Consider the following 16955-nt stretch of genomic DNA (forward strand, 5'->3'; position numbering starts at 1 on the left):
ATTATCGCCCCAGGCCCCAACCGGCTGAACGCGTCAACCGGGTGACCGGGTCTGGCCCATCCGTCCCCCGATAATGCAGCATGGCACGCACCTCCCAACTCCTGCACCCCCAACGTGAACCCGCCCCGCTGCGCCCTGCCGCCACCGTGCTGCTGCTGCGCGATGGCCCGCAAGGCATCGAGGTGCTGATGACCCGCCGCGCCACCACGGCCAGCTTTGCACCGGGGGCTTATGTGTTTCCCGGTGGCGGCATCGATGCTGCCGATGCGCAAAGCCACGGCATGGCCACACGCAGACCCCGCCAAAGCGACTTGCACCTCACACAAGCCATTGCCGCGATCCGCGAAAGTTTTGAGGAGCTGGGGGTCTTGCTGGCACGCCACCCCGACCGGAGTTGGGCCGATGCCGACGACATCGCCGCCATCGACCGGCAAAGCCCGCCAGGCGCTTTCGCTCAGCAGTGCCAAGCCCGGGGATTGACGCTGGCAGCCGACCAGGTGTTTGTGCTGGCCCACTGGGTCACCGACCGCGACCTGCCACGCCGCTTTGATGTGCCGTTTTTGGTGGCCCGCATGCCCGAAGGGCAAACCCCGGTAGCCGACGAAACCGAGCAGTTTGAGCCGAGTTGGGTGCACCCGGCCGAGGCGCTGGCGCGGCATGCGGCCGGGCAATTTTTCATGGTCTTTCCCACCATACGCACCTTGGAGCGCCTGAAAGCCTTTGCCTCGGTGGAGGCTGTGCTGCAGGCCTGCGCCGTGAACGACGAGCCGCTGTGGACCAGCTGCCCGCGCGCGGGCTGGCTGGCGGGCCAGGAAGCCCGTTACATGGAGCACGAGCCGCCCTTTGGCGAATTGGCCCTGGTCACGCCCGACGGGCAGATCCACCACCACCTGGACTGGCAAACCGAACTGGCCGTGCCGCTGCTGCAAAACCTGCAGCGCCTGACCGCGCCCAACCCCGGCGTGATGACCGGCCCCGGCACCAACAGCTATTTGGTGGGCGACCCGAGCACCGGCTACATCGCCATCGACCCCGGCCCGGCCGACCCAGCCCACTTGCAGCGCCTGTGGCGGGCGGCGGGCGGGCAGATCAAAGCCATTGTCTGCACCCACTCGCACCCTGACCATTCCCCTGGCGCGGCCCCGCTGCAGGCCTTGTGCACGCACAAACCGCCCATTTTGGGTCTGGCCTCAGGCCCCAGCTCACGCGCCAACAGCCGTTTCACACCCGATCGGGCATTGGCCGATGGCGAAAAATTGGTGCTGCAAGGCGTGGGCAGCCAGGGCGACATCACCCACACCCTGCGCGTGCTGCACACCCCCGGCCACGCGGCCAACCACCTGTGCTTGGTGCTCGAAGAAGACGGTCTGTTGTTTTCGGGCGACCATGTGCTCAACGGCAGCACCACCGTGATCGACCCGCCCGACGGCCACATGGGCGATTACCTCGACTCGCTGGACAAACTGGCCGCTGCTTGCGTGTCGGGTGGCATTGAATTCATCTTGCCCGCGCACGGTTACGTGCTGGGCTTTGCCCACCAAGCCATCACACAGCTGAAAGCCCACCGCCTGCGGCGCGAGGCAAAAATCGCTGCCGCCATGCAGGCCTTGCCCCAAGGCAGCTTGCAAGAATGGGTGGAAAAAGCCTACGACGACGTGCCGCCCCGCCTATGGCCTGTGGCCGCGCGCTCCTTGCAAGCCCACGCAGACCACATCCGCGAACAAGGTCTGTTGAAAAACGATTGAGATGTTGAAAGATTTGATGATTTCCACCGATGAAGGCATTCGCCTGGCCAAACGCGTTGCCGCCGCGCAAAACTGCTCGCGCCGCGAAGCCGAAGCCCTGATCGTGGCCGGTGGGGTGCAAGTCGCAGGCCAGGTCGTCACCGACCCGGCCCGGCGCGTGAAAGACCTGCAAGCCGTGAGCGTCAACCGCCTGGTGTCGATGGCCGCCTTGGCCCCCATGACCTTGGTGCTGTTCAAGCCCTCCGACCGGGTGGCCAACTTGGCCTGGTTGCAAGACATGGCCGGCCTCAAAGCCGCGCAAGCCGGCCTGTGGGGACCGGAGCGCCTGGCCAAAATGAACATGCCCCTGCCCCTGGCCAAACCCGCCAGCGGTCTGTGCATTTTTTCAGACGATGTGGCCGTGCTGCGCCACCTGGAAGACCGCCGCAGCCCGATGGAACAAGAATGGATGGCCACGCTGGGCGGCGAAGTGCCAGGCAGCCTGGTCAAGGCCCTGAACGGCCCTGGCCTGCGCGCCAGCATCAACCGCCAAACCGAGCAGATGACGGTGCTGCGCATCGCGGGCAAGGACATCGACGGGCTGGATTTGGGCCGTTGGCTGGACAGCCAATGCCCCCTGCAAGACCTGCGCCGCCAGCGTGTGGGGCGTCTCAGTTTGGCACCTCTTGAGCTGGGTCAATGGCGGCAGCTGGAGGCTTACGAGCGGTTTTAATCTGTTTTTAATTCGCCAAAAGGCATAAAAAGCGAGTTTTACCCTTGAATAAGTCCGGTTTATCACCATCTGTCAAAAGAGTCTGAGAAAATGAAACCTCAGTCACACCTGCAGCATTTGCAGCCTTGACCCCACTGGATGGCCCACAAAGTCTGTCCATCAAAACGCAGAAAGGAGCCCACCATGCGTTTGAGCACCAAAAGCCGATTCGCCGTGACCGCCATGATCGACGTGGCCTTGCGCGAAGACCGTGGACCTGTCTCGTTGGCCGCCATCAGCGTGCGCCATCAAATTTCCTTGTCCTATCTTGAACAGCTGTTCAGCAAACTGCGCCAGCACGGTTTGGTTGAAAGCACACGTGGGCCCGGCGGCGGCTATTCTTTGTCGCGCAATGCTGAAAAAATCACCATGGCTGACATCGTCGGCGCCGTGGATGCCCCCAGCGAAGAAGAAGCTTCAGCCGAAGGCGGTTGGATGAACAGTGACCTGTGGGCGGGTCTCAACGAAAAAATGTTGACCCATCTGCAATCCATCACCCTGCGCCAATTGGTCGCCGAGCAGCGATCCAAGGGCGTGACCGTTGAGCCCGCTCCCCCACCAGCCGTCAAACGCGGGGTGTTTGCCAAGCCCAAAAGCCAATTGAAAATCACGGCCCCCAACTCCGTGTTTGCATTGGCTGGCAGCTTGATGCCGTCGCGCGGCTGATGGCCCTTTGAGCGTTTGCCAAAAAACCCGCTTCGGCGGGTTTTTTGTTGCCATTCCCCGGCTGTTGCTTGGCTCGCAACAACGGTGCGGGGTGATTTCGCGATGCCTTTGCGGGCTCCGCTCGCGGTGCCTGGCTGCGCTGATTTGGCGGTGACAGGCGGCGTCAAAGGCTGCGTTGGCAGGGGCGAAAAAAAGTGTGAAGCTCGCCGATAAGCCGGATTCTGTGCACAGCGGTTGCCCGCTGTGTGACCGCCATTACTCTGGGCCGGGGGTCGCCCACCCGGCTCGGTGCTACCTACCCGCCAACTCACCCCACGGAACCACAGGGAGAAGGAATGCGGCGAACCGCGCCCCTTCAGGAAGGCCTACTTGGTATTGCTGCGCGTAGAGATTGCCCGTTTCACCCGAACTCAATCGGCTCGTCTCTGTTGCTCTGATCCTCACCTCACGGTGGAGAGGCGTTGCCTCCTACGCTGTCCTGTGCAGTCCGGACGTTCCTCCAGTGCTTTCTTTCGAAAATCGCACCAGCGACGGTCTGGCGAGCTTCACAACCGGATTATCGCCTGCGCGCCCAGCACGGCAGGCAACAGATGGGCTCAAGCCCGCATTCAGCGCGCGTTCTTTGCCACACCAGACATCCATGCCGCGCAACTTGCAGCGCAATGCGGCCCAGCCACTTGCCAAGCCCTTGGAAACCACATGCAAGCGCACGCCATGCTCGACACCAGAGGCCACACGCCGCATGTGCGCACACAGCGCCTGTTGGGCAGCGACGCGCAGGTGTGGGATCACATCCGAGCGCAGCAAGCCGGGCGGCAGCATCGAGGACCGGCACGGGATCCCGGGTCTTCGCCATCGCCTGCGAAGGCTTGAGCCTGCGTCACAAAGGCGCATTGGCCGGGGCTTTGGCGTCCCAGATGTGGGCGCGCCAATGCCAGGCCATGGCCCCGGTCAAGAGCAGGCCCAAGGCCGAATACAGACCGGCTGTGGCGGCATAACCCCAGCGGTCAATCAGTGGCCCCGACAACATCAAACCCAGTGGCAAGCCCCAAATGGCCAACATGCGCATGCCCATGACACGGCCCCGGTAAGCGGGCCCTGTGGCGCGCAGCATCACGGCTGCCAAGGGCGTCATGCACAGGCTTTGCGCCAGGCCCGCCAGCCACAGCAAGGCCATGCCCACGCCCAACTGCGTGCTGAAGGCGAACAGCACATCCACCGCAAACCACACCGCTGCCGCCAGCACCATGGTTTGTGCAGCGCGAAACTCAAAGCGGTGAGAACTCAGCACCACCGAGCCCACCAAGCCCCCAAAGGCAAAGCTGGCACCCAGCCAGCCCAAGCCCGTCTGGTCGGTCAGGTAAATGTTTTTGGCCACATAGGGCAGCAAGCCCAAAGAAAATGGAAAAGCCAGCAGGTTGACCAAAACGCCAAGGCCATGGCGGCCATCAGCACCGGGCGCGTCCAGACATAGCCAAATGCCAGTTGCAAATCGCGCACGGGCGATACGCGCACCGCGTCATGGGCTGGGGCAGGCACACCCGAGACCCCGCACGACAACACAAAGCTGAGCGTGTAAAGCGCGGTGATCAGCGCGTAAGCCCAGCTCATGCCCAGCCACGCGACCACCGCCGCACCAGCCAAGGCACCGGCGATGCGGGCCGAGTCCGAGGTGATGCGCGAGATGCCTAAAGCACCCAACAAATGCCGAGGTGGCAAGGTCTGGGCGATCAAGGCGTTGCGCATCATCATGTCCGAGGGACGCACCAGGCCTGCCAAAGCGGCCATCAACAGCACCAGCGTCGGCGTGAGGGCTTGCAGCCAGGCCAGCAGCATGAAGCTGGCAGCCAGCGCCGCATAGAGAGCACGCGACAGGACCAGCATGCGACGGTAGCCCAGGCGGTCGCCGACCACGCCAAACAGGGGCGAGACCAAAGCGCCCAGGTACTGCAAGGCGCCAAAGACCACCAGCATCATGACCGAGCCCGACTCGACCAAGATGAACCAGCCCAGCACGATGGCCTCCATCTCGAAAGCCCAAGACGTGGCCAGATCGGCCGGCCACTGGAAACGAAAACTCCGCACCCGGAACGGGTCACGCCAGTGCATGGCGGGCGGGGATGGGGCGGCTGAGGCGCTCACTGTGGCGGCCACGCGCCCAAATTCAAGCTCTGCATGACCTCAAGCGGGTGAGGGTGTGGGGGTGGGTCATGCCTGGGCTGCGCTCAGTCTTGCCCAGCGCGTGAAGGCTGCTTGGAGGGCTCGGCGTTTTGCAGTTCCGCTGTTGGCTTGGCAGACTCGGGCATGAAGCACATTTTTTCGCCATCCCAACGCTGGCCGCACCAGCACAGGCCTTCGGCGTTGATGATGCAAGTGCCGGTGCCGCAGCACCGTGGATCGTCTGACATGGCTGTGCTCCTGAAAATGGGGCCCTCACAGGCCCGCTGAGGCCTTGGCTTTTTCGCAGGCCATCAAGATGCGCTCGGGTGTGGCCGGCGCGTCCATGTAGACCACCGCTTGGTGCTTGGCACTGGCCGCCACCGCGTCGCGCAAGGCGAAGAAGGCCGACAAGCCCAGCATCAAAGGCGGCTCGCCCGTGGCCTTGCTGTTGAAAGGCGTGGGTTTGAGGTTGGCGTTGTCGAACAAGCTCACTTTGAAGTGCTCGGGGATGTCGCCCGCTACCGGGATTTTGTAGGTGCTGGGGCCGTGGGTCAGCAGTTTGCCCCGTCCTTTCCCGTTCGCGTTTCCACGAAGGTCCCAAATGCACTCTTCCATGGTGAGCCAGCCCATGCCCTGCACATACGCCCCTTCGATCTGGCCTTTGTCGATGGCGGGGTTGATGCTGCGGCCCACATCGTGCACGATGTCCACGGCTTTGAGCCACCACTCGCCGGTGCGGGTGTCGATTTCGACTTCGCTCACGGCAGCGCCGTAGCAGTAGTAATAAAAGGCCCGGCCCGTCAAGGTGGTGAAGTCGTATTTGATTTCGGGTGTCATGTAAAAGCCCGTGACCGACAAACCCACACGTTCCATGTACGCTTGCTTGGTCACATCGGCCCACTTGACAGATTTGCCCTGAGGGTTCGAGCCATCGTGCACTTCGTTGTTAGAAAAACCCACGTCTTCGGCGGCGCAGCCCAGCAGGCGGGCCGCCACCGGCTTCAAGCGCTCGCGCATTTGCGCGGTGGCGTTCATGATGGCCGCGCCGTTGATGTCGGCACCGCTCGAAGCCGAGGTGGCCGAGGCGTTGGGCACTTTTTGTGAATCGGTGGCGGTGATGCGCACCTTGTCCACGCTGATGCCCAGACCATCGGCACACACCTGCGCCATTTTGGTGTTCAGGCCCTGGCCCATTTCGGTGCCGCCGTGGTTGCAACTGACCGAGCCGTCCATGTACACCACCAGCAGCGCGCCGCCTTGGTTCAGGTGGGTGGCGGTGAAGCTGATGCCGAACTTGAGAGGCACCAAGGCCAGGCCGCGCTTGCGGGTTTTGCTTTGGGCGTTGAAGGCTTGAATCTGAACGCGGCGCTCGGCGTAATTTGATTCCTGCTCCACCTGGTCGATCACCTGGTCGCCCACCCAGTCTTCAATCAACTGCTGGTACTGGGTGGTCATGGTGTCGGGCGTGCCGCTGATGGCCGGGTCTTTGTACAGGTTGAGCTTGCGCACCTGCAGTGGGTCTTTGCCCAATGTCATGGCAATCTCGTCCATCACCGTCTCGATGCCGAACATGCCCTGCGGGCCGCCAAAGCCGCGGAAAGCGGTGGCGCTTTGGGTGTTGGTTTTGCAGCGGTGGCTGACCAGTTTGAGCGCGGGCAGGTGGTAGGTGTTGTCGATGTGCAGGCAGGCGCGATCGTTCACCGGGCCGGAGTAGTCGGTGCTGTATCCGCAGCGCGACATGAGCGTGATGTCCGCGCCCAAGACGCGGCCGTTGCCGTCAAAACCCACTTCGTAGTCGATGCGGAAATCGTGGCGTTTGCCGGTGATGGTCATGTCGTCGTCGCGGTTCACGCGCAGCTTGACCGGCTTTTGCAGTTTGAACGCGGCCAAGGCGGCGCTTTGGCTGAAGATGCTGGCGTTGCCCTCTTTGCCACCAAAGCCGCCGCCCATGCGGCGGCAAATCACCTCCACATCGTTGGTGTGCAGGTTCAGGGCGTGCGCGGCTTCGCGCTGGTTGCCATCGGGGTGCTGGGTCGAGACATACAGCGTGAGCTGGCCGTCTTCTTTGGGCACGGCGTAAGTGATCTGGCCTTCCAGGTAAAACTGTTCTTGCTGGCCGGTGCGGGTGCTGCCTTTGATCTTGTGCGGGGCGCTGGCAATGGCCGCCGCAGCGTCACCGCGCGTGATGCCCTTGGGCGGCATGATGAAGCTGCTGGCCGCCATGGCCTCTTCGATGGTCAAGATGGGCGGGAGTTCTTTCACCAGCACCTGGGCTTTGTGGGCGGCTTCGCGGGCGTAGAGCATCTCGCGGGCCACCACCACCGCCACCGCCTGGCCGACAAACTCGACCTTGCCAGCGGCGAGGAAGGGGTCGTCGTGGATGATGGGGCCGCAGTTGTTTTCGCCGGGGATGTCTTTGGCGGTGTAGACGGCGACGACGCCGTGCTCTTTCAAAATGGCTGCGCGGTCAATGCCGTCGCCAATCAACTCACCATGCGCCACCGGCGACAAGATGAGTGCGGCATACAAGGTGCCTGCGTGTTCGGGGATGTCGTCGATGTAGGTGGCCGAGCCGGTCACGTGCAGATGGGCGGACTCGTGAACGATGTCGCTGCCTTGCTGTACGCCCGATGCAGGCAACAGGTTTTTGATGAGGGTCGGAGCGTTCATTCAAGCCACCTCTTTCGTTTGTTCTTCAATGAATTCAAGCACCAGGTTGCGCGCCACCAGGGCGCGATAGCCCCAGGTGGCGCGCAAACCGTCGCGTGCGGTAAAACTCGCGGCAATCGCGGCGTCCAGATCGGCGGCTTTCACATCGCCCGGGGCACGGCCTTCCAGCACGGCTTCGAGCTTAGGTGCGCGGCAAGGCGATGGCGCCAAACCGTTGTAGGCCAGTCTCACACCGCTCAGTTTGCCGGCTTGCAGCGTGTAGCTGATGGCGGCGCAGGTGGCCGAAATGTCTTGCTCAAAGCGCTTGCTCACCTTGTGGGCGCGGAACACTTGGCCCGCCACCGGCTTGGGCAATTCGACGGCTTCGATGAACTCGCCGGGCACCATCACGTTTTTCTTCATGCCGGTGTAGAACTTGTCCAGCAGCAGCTTGCGGGTCTTGTCGCCCCGGCTCAGCACCAGGCTGGCGCCCAGCGCCATCAGGCAGGGCATGGTGTCGCCAATCGGTGAGCCGTTGGCGATGTTGCCCGCCAAGGTGGCGGTGGAGCGGATAGGGGGTGAGCCAAAGCGGCGCAGCACCTCGGTGAAGTCGGGGTAAGCCTGGGCCAGCAGCGCTTCGACTTGGGTCAGCGACACCGCCGCGCCAATGCGCCAGGCGCTGGCGGTCTCAGACACCTGGCGCAACTCGGCCACATTGCCCAGGTACAGGATGTGATCAGGGCGCGAGAACTGCTTGTTCACCTGCAAACCGATTTCGGTGCTGCCGGCCAAGAGCGTGGTGCTGGGGTGCTTGAGCATGTAGTCGGCCACTTCAGCGAGGGTGGCGGGCGAGACGAATTCGTTGCCTTTGCGGGTGCGCACCACAGGCTGCACGATGATCTCACCGTCCAAGCTCAAGGTGGGCACGCTGGCGCGTTGGATTTCTTTGAGCAAAGGCAGATCGGCGCTGTCGTCGATCTTGAGCGCTTCGGGCTTGGCGCAAGCCTGTGTGGCCGCATCGATGATGGGCTTGTAACCGGTGCAGCGGCACAGGTTGCCGCTGAGCGCATCGGTGATCTGCTGGCGGTTTGGGGCTGGCAAGACCTGCACCAGGTTCACCAAGCTCATCACGATCCCGGGCGTGCAAAAGCCGCACTGAGAACCGTGGCACTTGACCATTTCGGCCTGCACCGGGTGCAGCGTGCCGTCGGCTTTTTTCAGGCTCTCCACCGTCTTGACCGATTTGCCATCCAAAAAGGGCAGCAACTGAATGCAGGCGTTGGTGGCCACGTAGTCCACGCCCGTGCCCGCGGCATTGAGCTCCCCCACCATGACCACACAAGCACCGCAATCGCCTTCAGCGCAGCCCTCTTTGGTGCCAGTGCGGTGCAGCTCTTCGCGCAGGTAGTCGAGAACGGTGGTGGTGCGGCGCTCGCCTTGGGCTTCGACGATGCGGCCGTCGAGCACAAAGCGCACGGTGTTGGTGACTTGGGTCATGGTTCGGGAGGTATCGGTCCAAAACCTCATTCTAAAGAGGCAGCGCCCGACTTGGCGCAGCTTTTGTCGAAGCTGAGGACACCGAGCCGCCTGTCTTTTGACCGAGGGCGGCAAAAAGCATGCTTTTGAAACACCGTCCTTGGCAGCCCACGCGGTACACGCCACCGATTGAGCAAGGCATGCCTTTTCGGGGGGCCTGCTTGGGTGGTGGCAACTGATATTGGGGCGCGTTCATTTCAGTAGTCTTTTTTTTCTTGGGGTTTTTAAAAATAAAGCCCTTGTCCCTGTTTTTATGCTGCATAATTCAACCTACCAACTGATAGGTAAACAACCAAAGCACACACCGCCATGAACACCGACACTGAACTTTCACCCTCTGCCTTGCGCATCGCCGATGTGGCGCAAGCCTTGGTGCAGCAAGTCGGTTACAACGGCTTTTCTTTTGAACACATTTCTCAAGCGGTGGGCATGCGCAAGGCCAGTATCCACCACCATTTTCCGACCAAAGTGGTCTTGGGTGTGGCGGTGGTCAAGCGCTACACCCAGCAGTTTGAAGACGCTTTGGGGCAGATTGACCGCCAGTTCAGTGCGCCACACCAGCGCTTACTGGCCTATGCCGATTTGTTTGAGACGACCTTTGGCCATGACCACCGCTTGTGCGTGTGCGGCATGCTGGGCGCTGAGTCCAGCTCTTTGGACGAAGCCGTCAACACCGAAGTGCGTCGTTTTTTTGAGTTGAACTTGAGCTGGTTGCAAAGGGCTTTTCAAGACGGGCAGAGGTCCGGCGTATGGCATCAGCGGCACAGTGCGCAAGATTTGGCCGAGACGCTCTTGTCTTTGCTGGAAGGTGCCATGCTGGTGGGCCGCAGCGTCAGCCAGCCCATGGGTCCACGCCGCACCTGTGATGTGTTTCTTTCGGGGGTGACGGCTTAAGTCATTTTTTTATTCGCATAACCTACCTATTGATAGGTTGTTTATGCAAAAAGAGCAACACCTTGGGGCCAAGGCCAGGGGGTGAAGCAAGTGAGGGATGGGGGAAATGGTTCTCGCATCTGAGTGAAATCAAACGATCCGCACTGCGGACAGAAGGAGTTTTTCATGTCGACAGGTAACAAACAAAAGCGCGTTTTATTGGTCATGTCCTCGGTGGACGAAATGGGCATCAGCGGCAAACACACGGGCACTTGGTTCACCGAGTTGGCTGCGCCCTATTACATCTTGACCGAGGCCGGTTACGAGGTGGTGTTGGCCTCGCCCGACGGCGGCGAGGCCCCCATCGACTGGCTGAGCATGAAAGCGCCCTTCACCACCGAGTACACCCGCCGCTTCTTGAGCGACGAGGTGGCCTTGCACGCGGCCAAAGAAACACGCAAGTTGCGCAACATCAACTACAACACTTTTGACGCGGTGTTCATCCCGGGTGGTTACGGCTTGTTGTGGGACTTGGCCCACGACTCGCACTTGATCAAGCTGATCCAGGACTTCTACACCAGCAACCGCCCCATCGCCATGGTGTGTCATGCACCGGCCATCCTGCGCGACGTGAAGCTGCCCAATGGCGAGTACTTGGTCAAGGGGGTCAGCCTGACGGGCTTCAAGAACGACGAAGACACAGAGATTGAGCTGCTGCAACACCTGCTGTTCTCGTTGGAAGACGAGCTCAAAGGCCGTGGTGCCAAGTACCAAAGCAAAGCCAACTGGGAAGCCAATGTGGTCATTGATGGACCTTTGATGACGGGTCAAAGCCCAGCTTCTGCCCCTCCGCTGGCAGAAGCCTTGGCGGAACGCCTGAAGGCTTGATCCATCGGGCTTGGCGAATTGGGCGCAGGATTTTTGTTCAAAGACCAAGGCGCCAAGCTCATTTATTCGATTTAAACAGCATTAACATACCAAACGGAGGTCATTTATGAAACAAAATAAAGCAAACATTCGCTGGCAGGGTTTCATTGCACAAGGCATTTTGGCTTTTGCCATGGTGTTGGGGTGGGCGGTTCATGCCCACGCCCAAGAGGCCACGATGAAAGTGGTGCCCTATGAAAGCTTGAACTTCTCGAAAAAAGAACCTGGCAATCCTCAAATCGCCCCGGTGCGTGGCAATCCAGAAAAAGAAGGGTCCTCCATCATCATGAAAATGGGCCGCGGGGCCTTTCCCATGCACACGCACAGTTCGGACTACGAATTGGTCGTGATCAAAGGCACGATGAAGCATTGGGGTGCCAACCAAACCCAGGCTCAAGCGGTAGAAATGAAACCAGGCAGTTACTGGTACCAACCGGCCAAAGAAGCCCATGGCGACTCCTGTGAATCGGAGCAATGTGTTTGGTTCATCACATTCAAAGGGCCACGCGACTTTGAAGCGGCAGAACAAAAGAAAAAATGAGCATCGAACTTCATGGGCCCGTCAGCGTTTTGTTGGGCGGGTTCATGATTTCCACACCCCAGAAAGAGTGACACACCATGCCAGAAAAAACAGTTTTGATTGCCGGCAGCAGTGACGGCTTGGGACAAGCTTTGCAAACGCGTTTCAGTGCGGGTGGCTACCACGTGGTGCCGGTCTCACGCCGGGGCGTGGGCCATGTGCATGCCGATTTGAGCGATGCCCGTGCCACAGCCGCTTTGTTTGACGGTCTCGACCCTGCCAAACCCTTGGCGGGGGTGATCCACAATGCCATGCAGTTTCACCGTCAGGCATTCATGGACACCACGCCGCAGGTGTTTGAACAGGTGTGGCGGTCGATGACGCTGACGGCGGTGAACGTGGCGCAGCAAGCCATCCCCAGGCTGCGTGCGCAAGGAGGCGGCTGTTTGATCTTCAGCGGCGCCTCGGGCAGCTTGCGCGCTGGGCCGCTGTTTTCGGCCTTCAGCAGCGCCAAATTTGCCTTGCGCGGTTTGGCACAAAGCTTGGCGCGAGAGCACACCAGCGACGGCATCCATGTGGCCCACACGATTTTGGATGGCCTGATTTGGTCAGACAAAACCCAGCAAAGATTTGATGCTGCACAAGAGGCGAGCAGCATGGCCGCCAAGGATTTGGCCGAAGTGTACTGGCAACTTTTTCACCAAGCGCCCAGCGCTTGGACCCATGAACTCGATCTTCGGCCGATGTCGGCCAAAAGCTGAAAGGAGCATCACGATGTCTTACCCTGTTGTTGTCATTGGCGCTGGCCTGAGTGGCCTGTACGCCACCCGTTTGCTGCAGCAAGCCGGTCACAAAGTGTGCTTGATCGAAGCCCGCGAGCGCATGGGCGGGCGTGTATGGAGCGTGTCACCCACGGCCTCGGAACACCGTCTGGATTTGGGCCCCGCTTGGTTTTGGCCTGGCATGAACCCGCGCATGAGCAGCTTGCTGCAAAAAATGGGTTTGGCCTCTTTCCCACAGCACAGCAAAGGCGCTGCCGTGATGGAAGGCCAAGACGGAAAAATATACAAACACCAAAGTTCATGGGAGCAGTCCCCCTCGTCTTACCGCATTGTCGGTGGCACACAAGCATTGACCGATGCATTGCGTGCCCAGTTTGACGACACGGTGCAACTGAAAACCAACACGCGTGTGCTGGGCTTGAAACTGCGCCCGCATGCGGTTGAACTCGAGCTGGAAGACACCAGCGGTCGCTGGAGCCAACTCGCGTCTCAGGTCGTGGTCACCATCCCACCGCGCTTGTGGGCACAAGATATGGCGCTGGAACCTGCGTGGCCCACAGCCATGCTCCAAGCCATGCAAGCCACCCCCACGTGGATGGCGGGACAAGCCAAGTTTGTCGCGGCCTACCCCAGCGCTTTTTGGCGTGAGGCGGGCCTGTCGGGTGACGGCATGAGCCAGCGCGGCCCCATGTCTGAAATCCATGACGCCTCGGACGCCACTGGAAAACAAGCCGCCTTGTTTGGTTTTGTGGGTGCCTCGCCGGCTTACCGAGCAGGCATTGGCCTGGAAGAATTGAAGCGCCAATCCTTGGCGCAACTGGTGCGCCTGTTTGGCCCTCAGGCGGCCACACCACTGTGGCATGAGGCGCAAGACTGGGCGCAAGAACCCCTGACCGCAGCCAAGGAAGACATGCGTCCCTTGTCTTACCATCCGATGTACCAAGAAGGCCTGGTGCCGCCCGAATGGCGCGAGCGGGTGTTTTTGGCGGGCACCGAACGCGCGCCCGACCATGGCGGCTATTTGGAAGGTGCGCTGGAGTCAGCGGAGTTGGCGGTGGCCGATTTGCTCAAAAGCATGGCCTTGCTCACACCCCAGACCCTGGTGCCAAACACTTGAAGGAGCACACCATGCAACTGCACGCCGACCTGAAACAAAGAGCCGTGATCCACGCCGCCCAACACGACTGGCAAGCCTCGCCCATGCCGGGCGTGGCGCGCCGCATGCTGCACCGCGTGGGGGACGAAGTGGCGCAAGCCACCAGCTTGGTGCGCTACGCACCGGGCAGCCACTTCAGCGCCCACACCCACACGGGCGGTGAAGAATTTTTGGTGCTGCAGGGCGTCTTCCAAGACGAGCACGGCGACTACCCCGCAGGCACCTACATCCGCAACCCACCCACCACCCGGCACACCCCGGGTTCGGCGCAGGGCTGCACGATTTTTGTCAAGCTGTGGCAGTTTGACCCGCAAGACCGCACCCGGGTCATTGTGCAGACCGACAAAATGGCGCGCATCCACGATGCGCAGCGCCCCGGCGTGCAGGTCTCGCCCCTGTACCGCGATGACCTGGAAGACGTGCGCCTGGAAGCGTGGGCACCGCAGCACAGCATTGATCTGGATTTGCCGCATGGCGGCGAGTTTTTGGTGCTGCAAGGGGGCTTTAGCGAAGGCGGTGAAAACTTCGCGCCCGATTCTTGGTTGCGCCTGCCCAGCGGCAGCCGCTTGCACGCCCAAACCGGCGCGCAAGGGGCCAAGCTGTGGGTCAAGCTGCACCATTTGGACAGCATGCAGCAGCCCCCCGTGTCGGCTTGAAGAAGGCGCAAACCATGTTGCTCAAGCACTTTTCAGGGTCCAACTCGATGCCTGCGTCCCAACCCTCTGCATTGCCGGATCAGGCCCCCAAGCCCATGCCCGTGGCCTTTTTTGGCATGGCCGTGGGCACCTTGGCCTGGGGACACAGCTGGCAAGCCGCAGCGCAGGTCTGGCCCTTGCCCACTGTGCTGGTGCACCTGGCCATGGCGCTGGGCCTGGGCCTGTGGGCCTTGCTCTTGCTGGCCTACGCCCGCACCTGGTGGCGCATGCCCAGCGCAGCGCGTGCAGAACTGAAGCTGCCCGTGCCCTCGGCCATGGCGGCTTTGGTGACGGTCTCCACCCTGCTGGCCGCCATCAGCTTGAAAACTCTCGCTCCTGCTGTGGCTTGGGTGCTTTTGGGTCTGGGTTTGGTGGCGCAATTGGGCATGAGCCTGTGGCTGTCAGGGCGTTTTTGGCAAGGTGGACGCGCCCCAGAATCGATCAACGCCTCGGTCTACCTGCCCACCGTGGCACAAAACTTTGTCGCCGCCACCGCCTTGGCCAGCTTTGGCTGGACCACGTTGGCCAGCTTGTTTTTCGGGGCGGGGCTGTTTTCTTGGCTCGCCCTGGAGTCGATGGTGATGGGCCGGGCCGCCACGCTCAGCGCCCTGGACGCTGCGCAGCGCCCGCTGCAGGGCATCCAACTGGCCCCAGCGGTGGTGGGCGGACTCAGTTACATGGCGCTGACCTCGGGCCCGCCCGATTTGATGGCGCACATGCTCTTGGGCTACGGTCTGTACCAAGCTTTGCTGGCGGCGCGTTTGTTGCCTTGGACCTTGCAGTCGGGCTTTGCCCCCAGTTATTGGGCCTTCAGTTTCGGCATCATGGCGCTGACCACCATGGCGCTGCGCATGCAGGTGCGCGCACCCGAAGAAGCGCTGTGGCCACTGTTGACCCCGGTCTTGTTTGGCGTGGCCAACCTGGTCATGGCCACATTGCTGTGGCGCACGCTGGGCCTGGCCCGGCAAGGTCGCTTGTGGCCCCCTGCGGTGCCCGCGCCGCCAACGCCTGCGATGGCCCCCCCGGCCGCAACTTCAGCTGAGCGATGAGCCCATCTGCTTGGCCAATGGACAGACGGATTACTTGGTGCGCTGGTGAATGGGTGAATGGGTGAATGGGTGAATATGCATGCAGGGCTGCGCACGGTCATGGCAGTGCGGGGGGCCAAGCGCAGCGTTTTTTTAACTTGGAGTTGATCATGGGTTCCTCAATGTGTTTATCTCTCAGCCCGCTGACCGCTGAGTTGCAAGCCTGTTCGGCCGAAGGGGTCGCCAGCGGCACCGTGCTTGGGCGCATGGACATCGGTCACGCGGCCATGGAGGCCTTGTTTTTCAAAAACGGCAGGCTCAATGCTGCGCAACTGGAACGCGCCATCGAATGGACCGAAGACCGCATCCAGGCCGCCCGCATCCTCGTGCCCGAAGGCGCGCAATTGTTCAGCCGCGATGCCGATGTGCTCGCCTTGGCCCAAGCCAGCGGCACGACGGCCGGTTCGCCCGTCTTGCACGTGGACGCGGTCGAGCAAACCTTCAGCCGCCTGGTGATGCAGTCCATGGGCCAAGCCGCCCCGCAGGACAGCTTGCCAGCCACCGCCCGATTTTTTGCGACGGTGGTGTTTGTGCGCGAACTGATGCACCACCTGCACTTCCCGCAAATCCAGTTACTCCAAGGGCTTGACAACGCCTTGGCGGCAGATCCCCGTTAGCCATTTGCCGCGTCGCCATTGGGGCAGGGGAAATTGGGGTCAGGAAATTGGGGTCAGATCCCATTTAAGGGGGAAATTGGGGTCAGATCCCATTTAAGGGAAATTGGGGTCAGATCCCATTTAATTGCTTGCCGGGAAAGAAATTGGGGTCGAAATTGAAAAATTGGGGTCAGAAAAATTGGGGTCAGATCCCATTTAATCGCTTGCCGCATCGCCGTTGGGGCAGGTCTCGGGCACTTGGGGGTCCACACCGTTGCGGTAAAACCAGGGGGCCACAGCGGGTGTGGCCCACAGGCCCAGCGCTGCGGCCTTGGCCGAAGCTTGAGCCGTCGCCAATGCGGTGCGTTGATGGCTGTCGATTTCACACCGGTAGGCCTCGTAGTACCAAGCGGCCCCAGAAGCGACTTGCCTCAGGTTGGTGTTACGGCAATCCAAAGTGAACACCGTGCCCACCACCCGGTTGTAGCGGTCCTTTCCCGCGTAGGTGACGGTGACCGTCTGACCCAACACCATGGCGGCCAATTGCGCCCGCGATTGTTGGCCATAGGCTTGGTCCAGCTCGGGGGCGTCGATGCTGGCCAGTCGGATCGACTCTTCGGCCACGGTGATGGTGTCGCCGTCATGCACCGACATGACAAGCCCCGCGAGGCGCTCGGCACCCACATGAACACCGCAATGCCTTGCCGCCGTTGCAGGCGCAAAACTGACGCCATCACCCCCACCACAAGCGGACAAGCTCAATGGAAAAATGACGGCCCAAAGCTTCACCATGGCGGGAGCTTAGCCAAGT

General features: G+C 61.4%; 18 protein-coding genes and 1 other RNA gene. 12 read left to right on the top strand and 7 right to left on the bottom strand.

What is annotated here, in order from left to right; genetic code table 11:
• The first annotated feature begins 80 nt into the window (after positions 1–80).
• The 3 genes from ACIQ39_RS01340 (at position 81) to ACIQ39_RS01350 (ending at position 3162) form a co-directional block, all read left to right on the top strand.
• On the top strand, positions 81–1745 hold the full coding sequence (locus tag ACIQ39_RS01340; protein ID WP_396432805.1) for an MBL fold metallo-hydrolase: 1665 nt from the start codon (positions 81–83) through the stop codon (positions 1743–1745).
• A gap of 1 nt (position 1746) precedes the next feature.
• A complete protein-coding gene (locus tag ACIQ39_RS01345) occupies positions 1747–2457 on the top strand; it encodes a S4 domain-containing protein (protein ID WP_396432806.1) in 711 nt (236 codons plus the stop codon).
• A gap of 183 nt (positions 2458–2640) precedes the next feature.
• Positions 2641–3162, top strand: a complete 522-nt coding sequence (locus ACIQ39_RS01350) for an Rrf2 family transcriptional regulator (protein WP_396432807.1) — start codon at positions 2641–2643, stop codon at positions 3160–3162.
• 194 nt (positions 3163–3356) lie between these two features.
• Here the strand turns inward: ACIQ39_RS01350 and rnpB are convergent.
• An RNA gene (gene rnpB, locus ACIQ39_RS01355) (RNase P RNA component class A) lies at positions 3357–3709 on the bottom strand.
• A 167-nt stretch (positions 3710–3876) separates the two neighbouring features.
• On the opposite strand from rnpB, the gene ACIQ39_RS01360 reads away from it, so the two are divergent.
• Positions 3877–4035, top strand: a complete 159-nt coding sequence (locus ACIQ39_RS01360; RefSeq protein WP_396432808.1) for a hypothetical protein — start codon at positions 3877–3879, stop codon at positions 4033–4035.
• 7 nt (positions 4036–4042) lie between these two features.
• Here ACIQ39_RS01360 and ACIQ39_RS01365 read toward each other — a convergent pair whose 3' ends face one another.
• The 5 genes from ACIQ39_RS01365 to xdhA form a co-directional block, all read right to left on the bottom strand.
• Positions 4043–4540: a hypothetical protein gene (locus ACIQ39_RS01365; RefSeq protein WP_396432809.1), complete on the bottom strand. Its 498-nt coding sequence runs from the start codon at positions 4538–4540 to the stop codon at positions 4043–4045.
• The gene (locus tag ACIQ39_RS01370) at positions 4519–5271 is read right to left on the bottom strand and encodes an MFS transporter (protein ID WP_396432810.1); all 753 of its coding nucleotides are present in this window, start codon (positions 5269–5271) and stop codon (positions 4519–4521) included. The genes ACIQ39_RS01365 and ACIQ39_RS01370 overlap by 22 nt, the downstream gene beginning before the upstream one ends.
• Positions 5272–5387: 116 nt before the next feature.
• Positions 5388–5570, bottom strand: coding sequence for a hypothetical protein (locus ACIQ39_RS01375; RefSeq protein ID WP_396432811.1), 183 nt, complete (start codon positions 5568–5570; stop codon positions 5388–5390).
• 25 nt (positions 5571–5595) lie between these two features.
• On the bottom strand, positions 5596–7992 hold the full coding sequence (gene xdhB, locus ACIQ39_RS01380) for a xanthine dehydrogenase molybdopterin binding subunit (RefSeq protein ID WP_396432812.1): 2397 nt from the start codon (positions 7990–7992) through the stop codon (positions 5596–5598).
• A complete protein-coding gene (xdhA, locus tag ACIQ39_RS01385) occupies positions 7993–9468 on the bottom strand; it encodes a xanthine dehydrogenase small subunit (protein ID WP_396432813.1) in 1476 nt (491 codons plus the stop codon). It lies immediately after the preceding gene.
• Between the two features lie 348 nt (positions 9469–9816).
• On the opposite strand from xdhA, the gene ACIQ39_RS01390 reads away from it, so the two are divergent.
• The 8 genes from ACIQ39_RS01390 (at position 9817) to ACIQ39_RS01425 (ending at position 16165) form a co-directional block, all read left to right on the top strand.
• Positions 9817–10401, top strand: coding sequence for a TetR/AcrR family transcriptional regulator (locus ACIQ39_RS01390; protein ID WP_396432814.1), 585 nt, complete (start codon positions 9817–9819; stop codon positions 10399–10401).
• Positions 10402–10566: 165 nt separating this feature from the next.
• Positions 10567–11268, top strand: a complete 702-nt coding sequence (locus tag ACIQ39_RS01395; protein WP_396432815.1) for a type 1 glutamine amidotransferase domain-containing protein — start codon at positions 10567–10569, stop codon at positions 11266–11268.
• A gap of 106 nt (positions 11269–11374) precedes the next feature.
• A complete protein-coding gene (locus ACIQ39_RS01400; protein WP_396432816.1) occupies positions 11375–11848 on the top strand; it encodes a cupin domain-containing protein in 474 nt (157 codons plus the stop codon).
• A gap of 77 nt (positions 11849–11925) precedes the next feature.
• Positions 11926–12588: an SDR family NAD(P)-dependent oxidoreductase gene (locus ACIQ39_RS01405; protein ID WP_396432817.1), complete on the top strand. Its 663-nt coding sequence runs from the start codon at positions 11926–11928 to the stop codon at positions 12586–12588.
• A gap of 13 nt (positions 12589–12601) precedes the next feature.
• Entirely contained in the window at positions 12602–13726 is a 1125-nt protein-coding gene (locus ACIQ39_RS01410) for a flavin monoamine oxidase family protein (RefSeq protein WP_396432818.1), read from the top strand.
• A gap of 11 nt (positions 13727–13737) precedes the next feature.
• Positions 13738–14421, top strand: coding sequence for a cupin domain-containing protein (locus ACIQ39_RS01415; RefSeq protein WP_396432819.1), 684 nt, complete (start codon positions 13738–13740; stop codon positions 14419–14421).
• Positions 14422–14435: 14 nt separating this feature from the next.
• Positions 14436–15509, top strand: coding sequence for a dicarboxylate transporter/tellurite-resistance protein TehA (locus ACIQ39_RS01420; RefSeq protein WP_396432820.1), 1074 nt, complete (start codon positions 14436–14438; stop codon positions 15507–15509).
• Positions 15510–15658: 149 nt separating this feature from the next.
• The gene (locus tag ACIQ39_RS01425; protein WP_396432821.1) at positions 15659–16165 is read left to right on the top strand and encodes a hypothetical protein; all 507 of its coding nucleotides are present in this window, start codon (positions 15659–15661) and stop codon (positions 16163–16165) included.
• Positions 16166–16360: 195 nt separating this feature from the next.
• On the opposite strand, the gene ACIQ39_RS01430 is transcribed toward ACIQ39_RS01425, so the two are convergent.
• Complete coding sequence (locus ACIQ39_RS01430) at positions 16361–16936, bottom strand: thermonuclease family protein (protein ID WP_396432822.1); 576 nt, start codon at positions 16934–16936, stop codon at positions 16361–16363.
• Between the last annotated feature and the right edge of the window lie 19 nt (positions 16937–16955).

It is taken from the genome of Limnohabitans sp. (assembly GCF_044361645.1).
In the GTDB taxonomy this organism is placed as follows: Bacteria; Pseudomonadota; Gammaproteobacteria; order Burkholderiales; family Burkholderiaceae_C; genus Limnohabitans_A.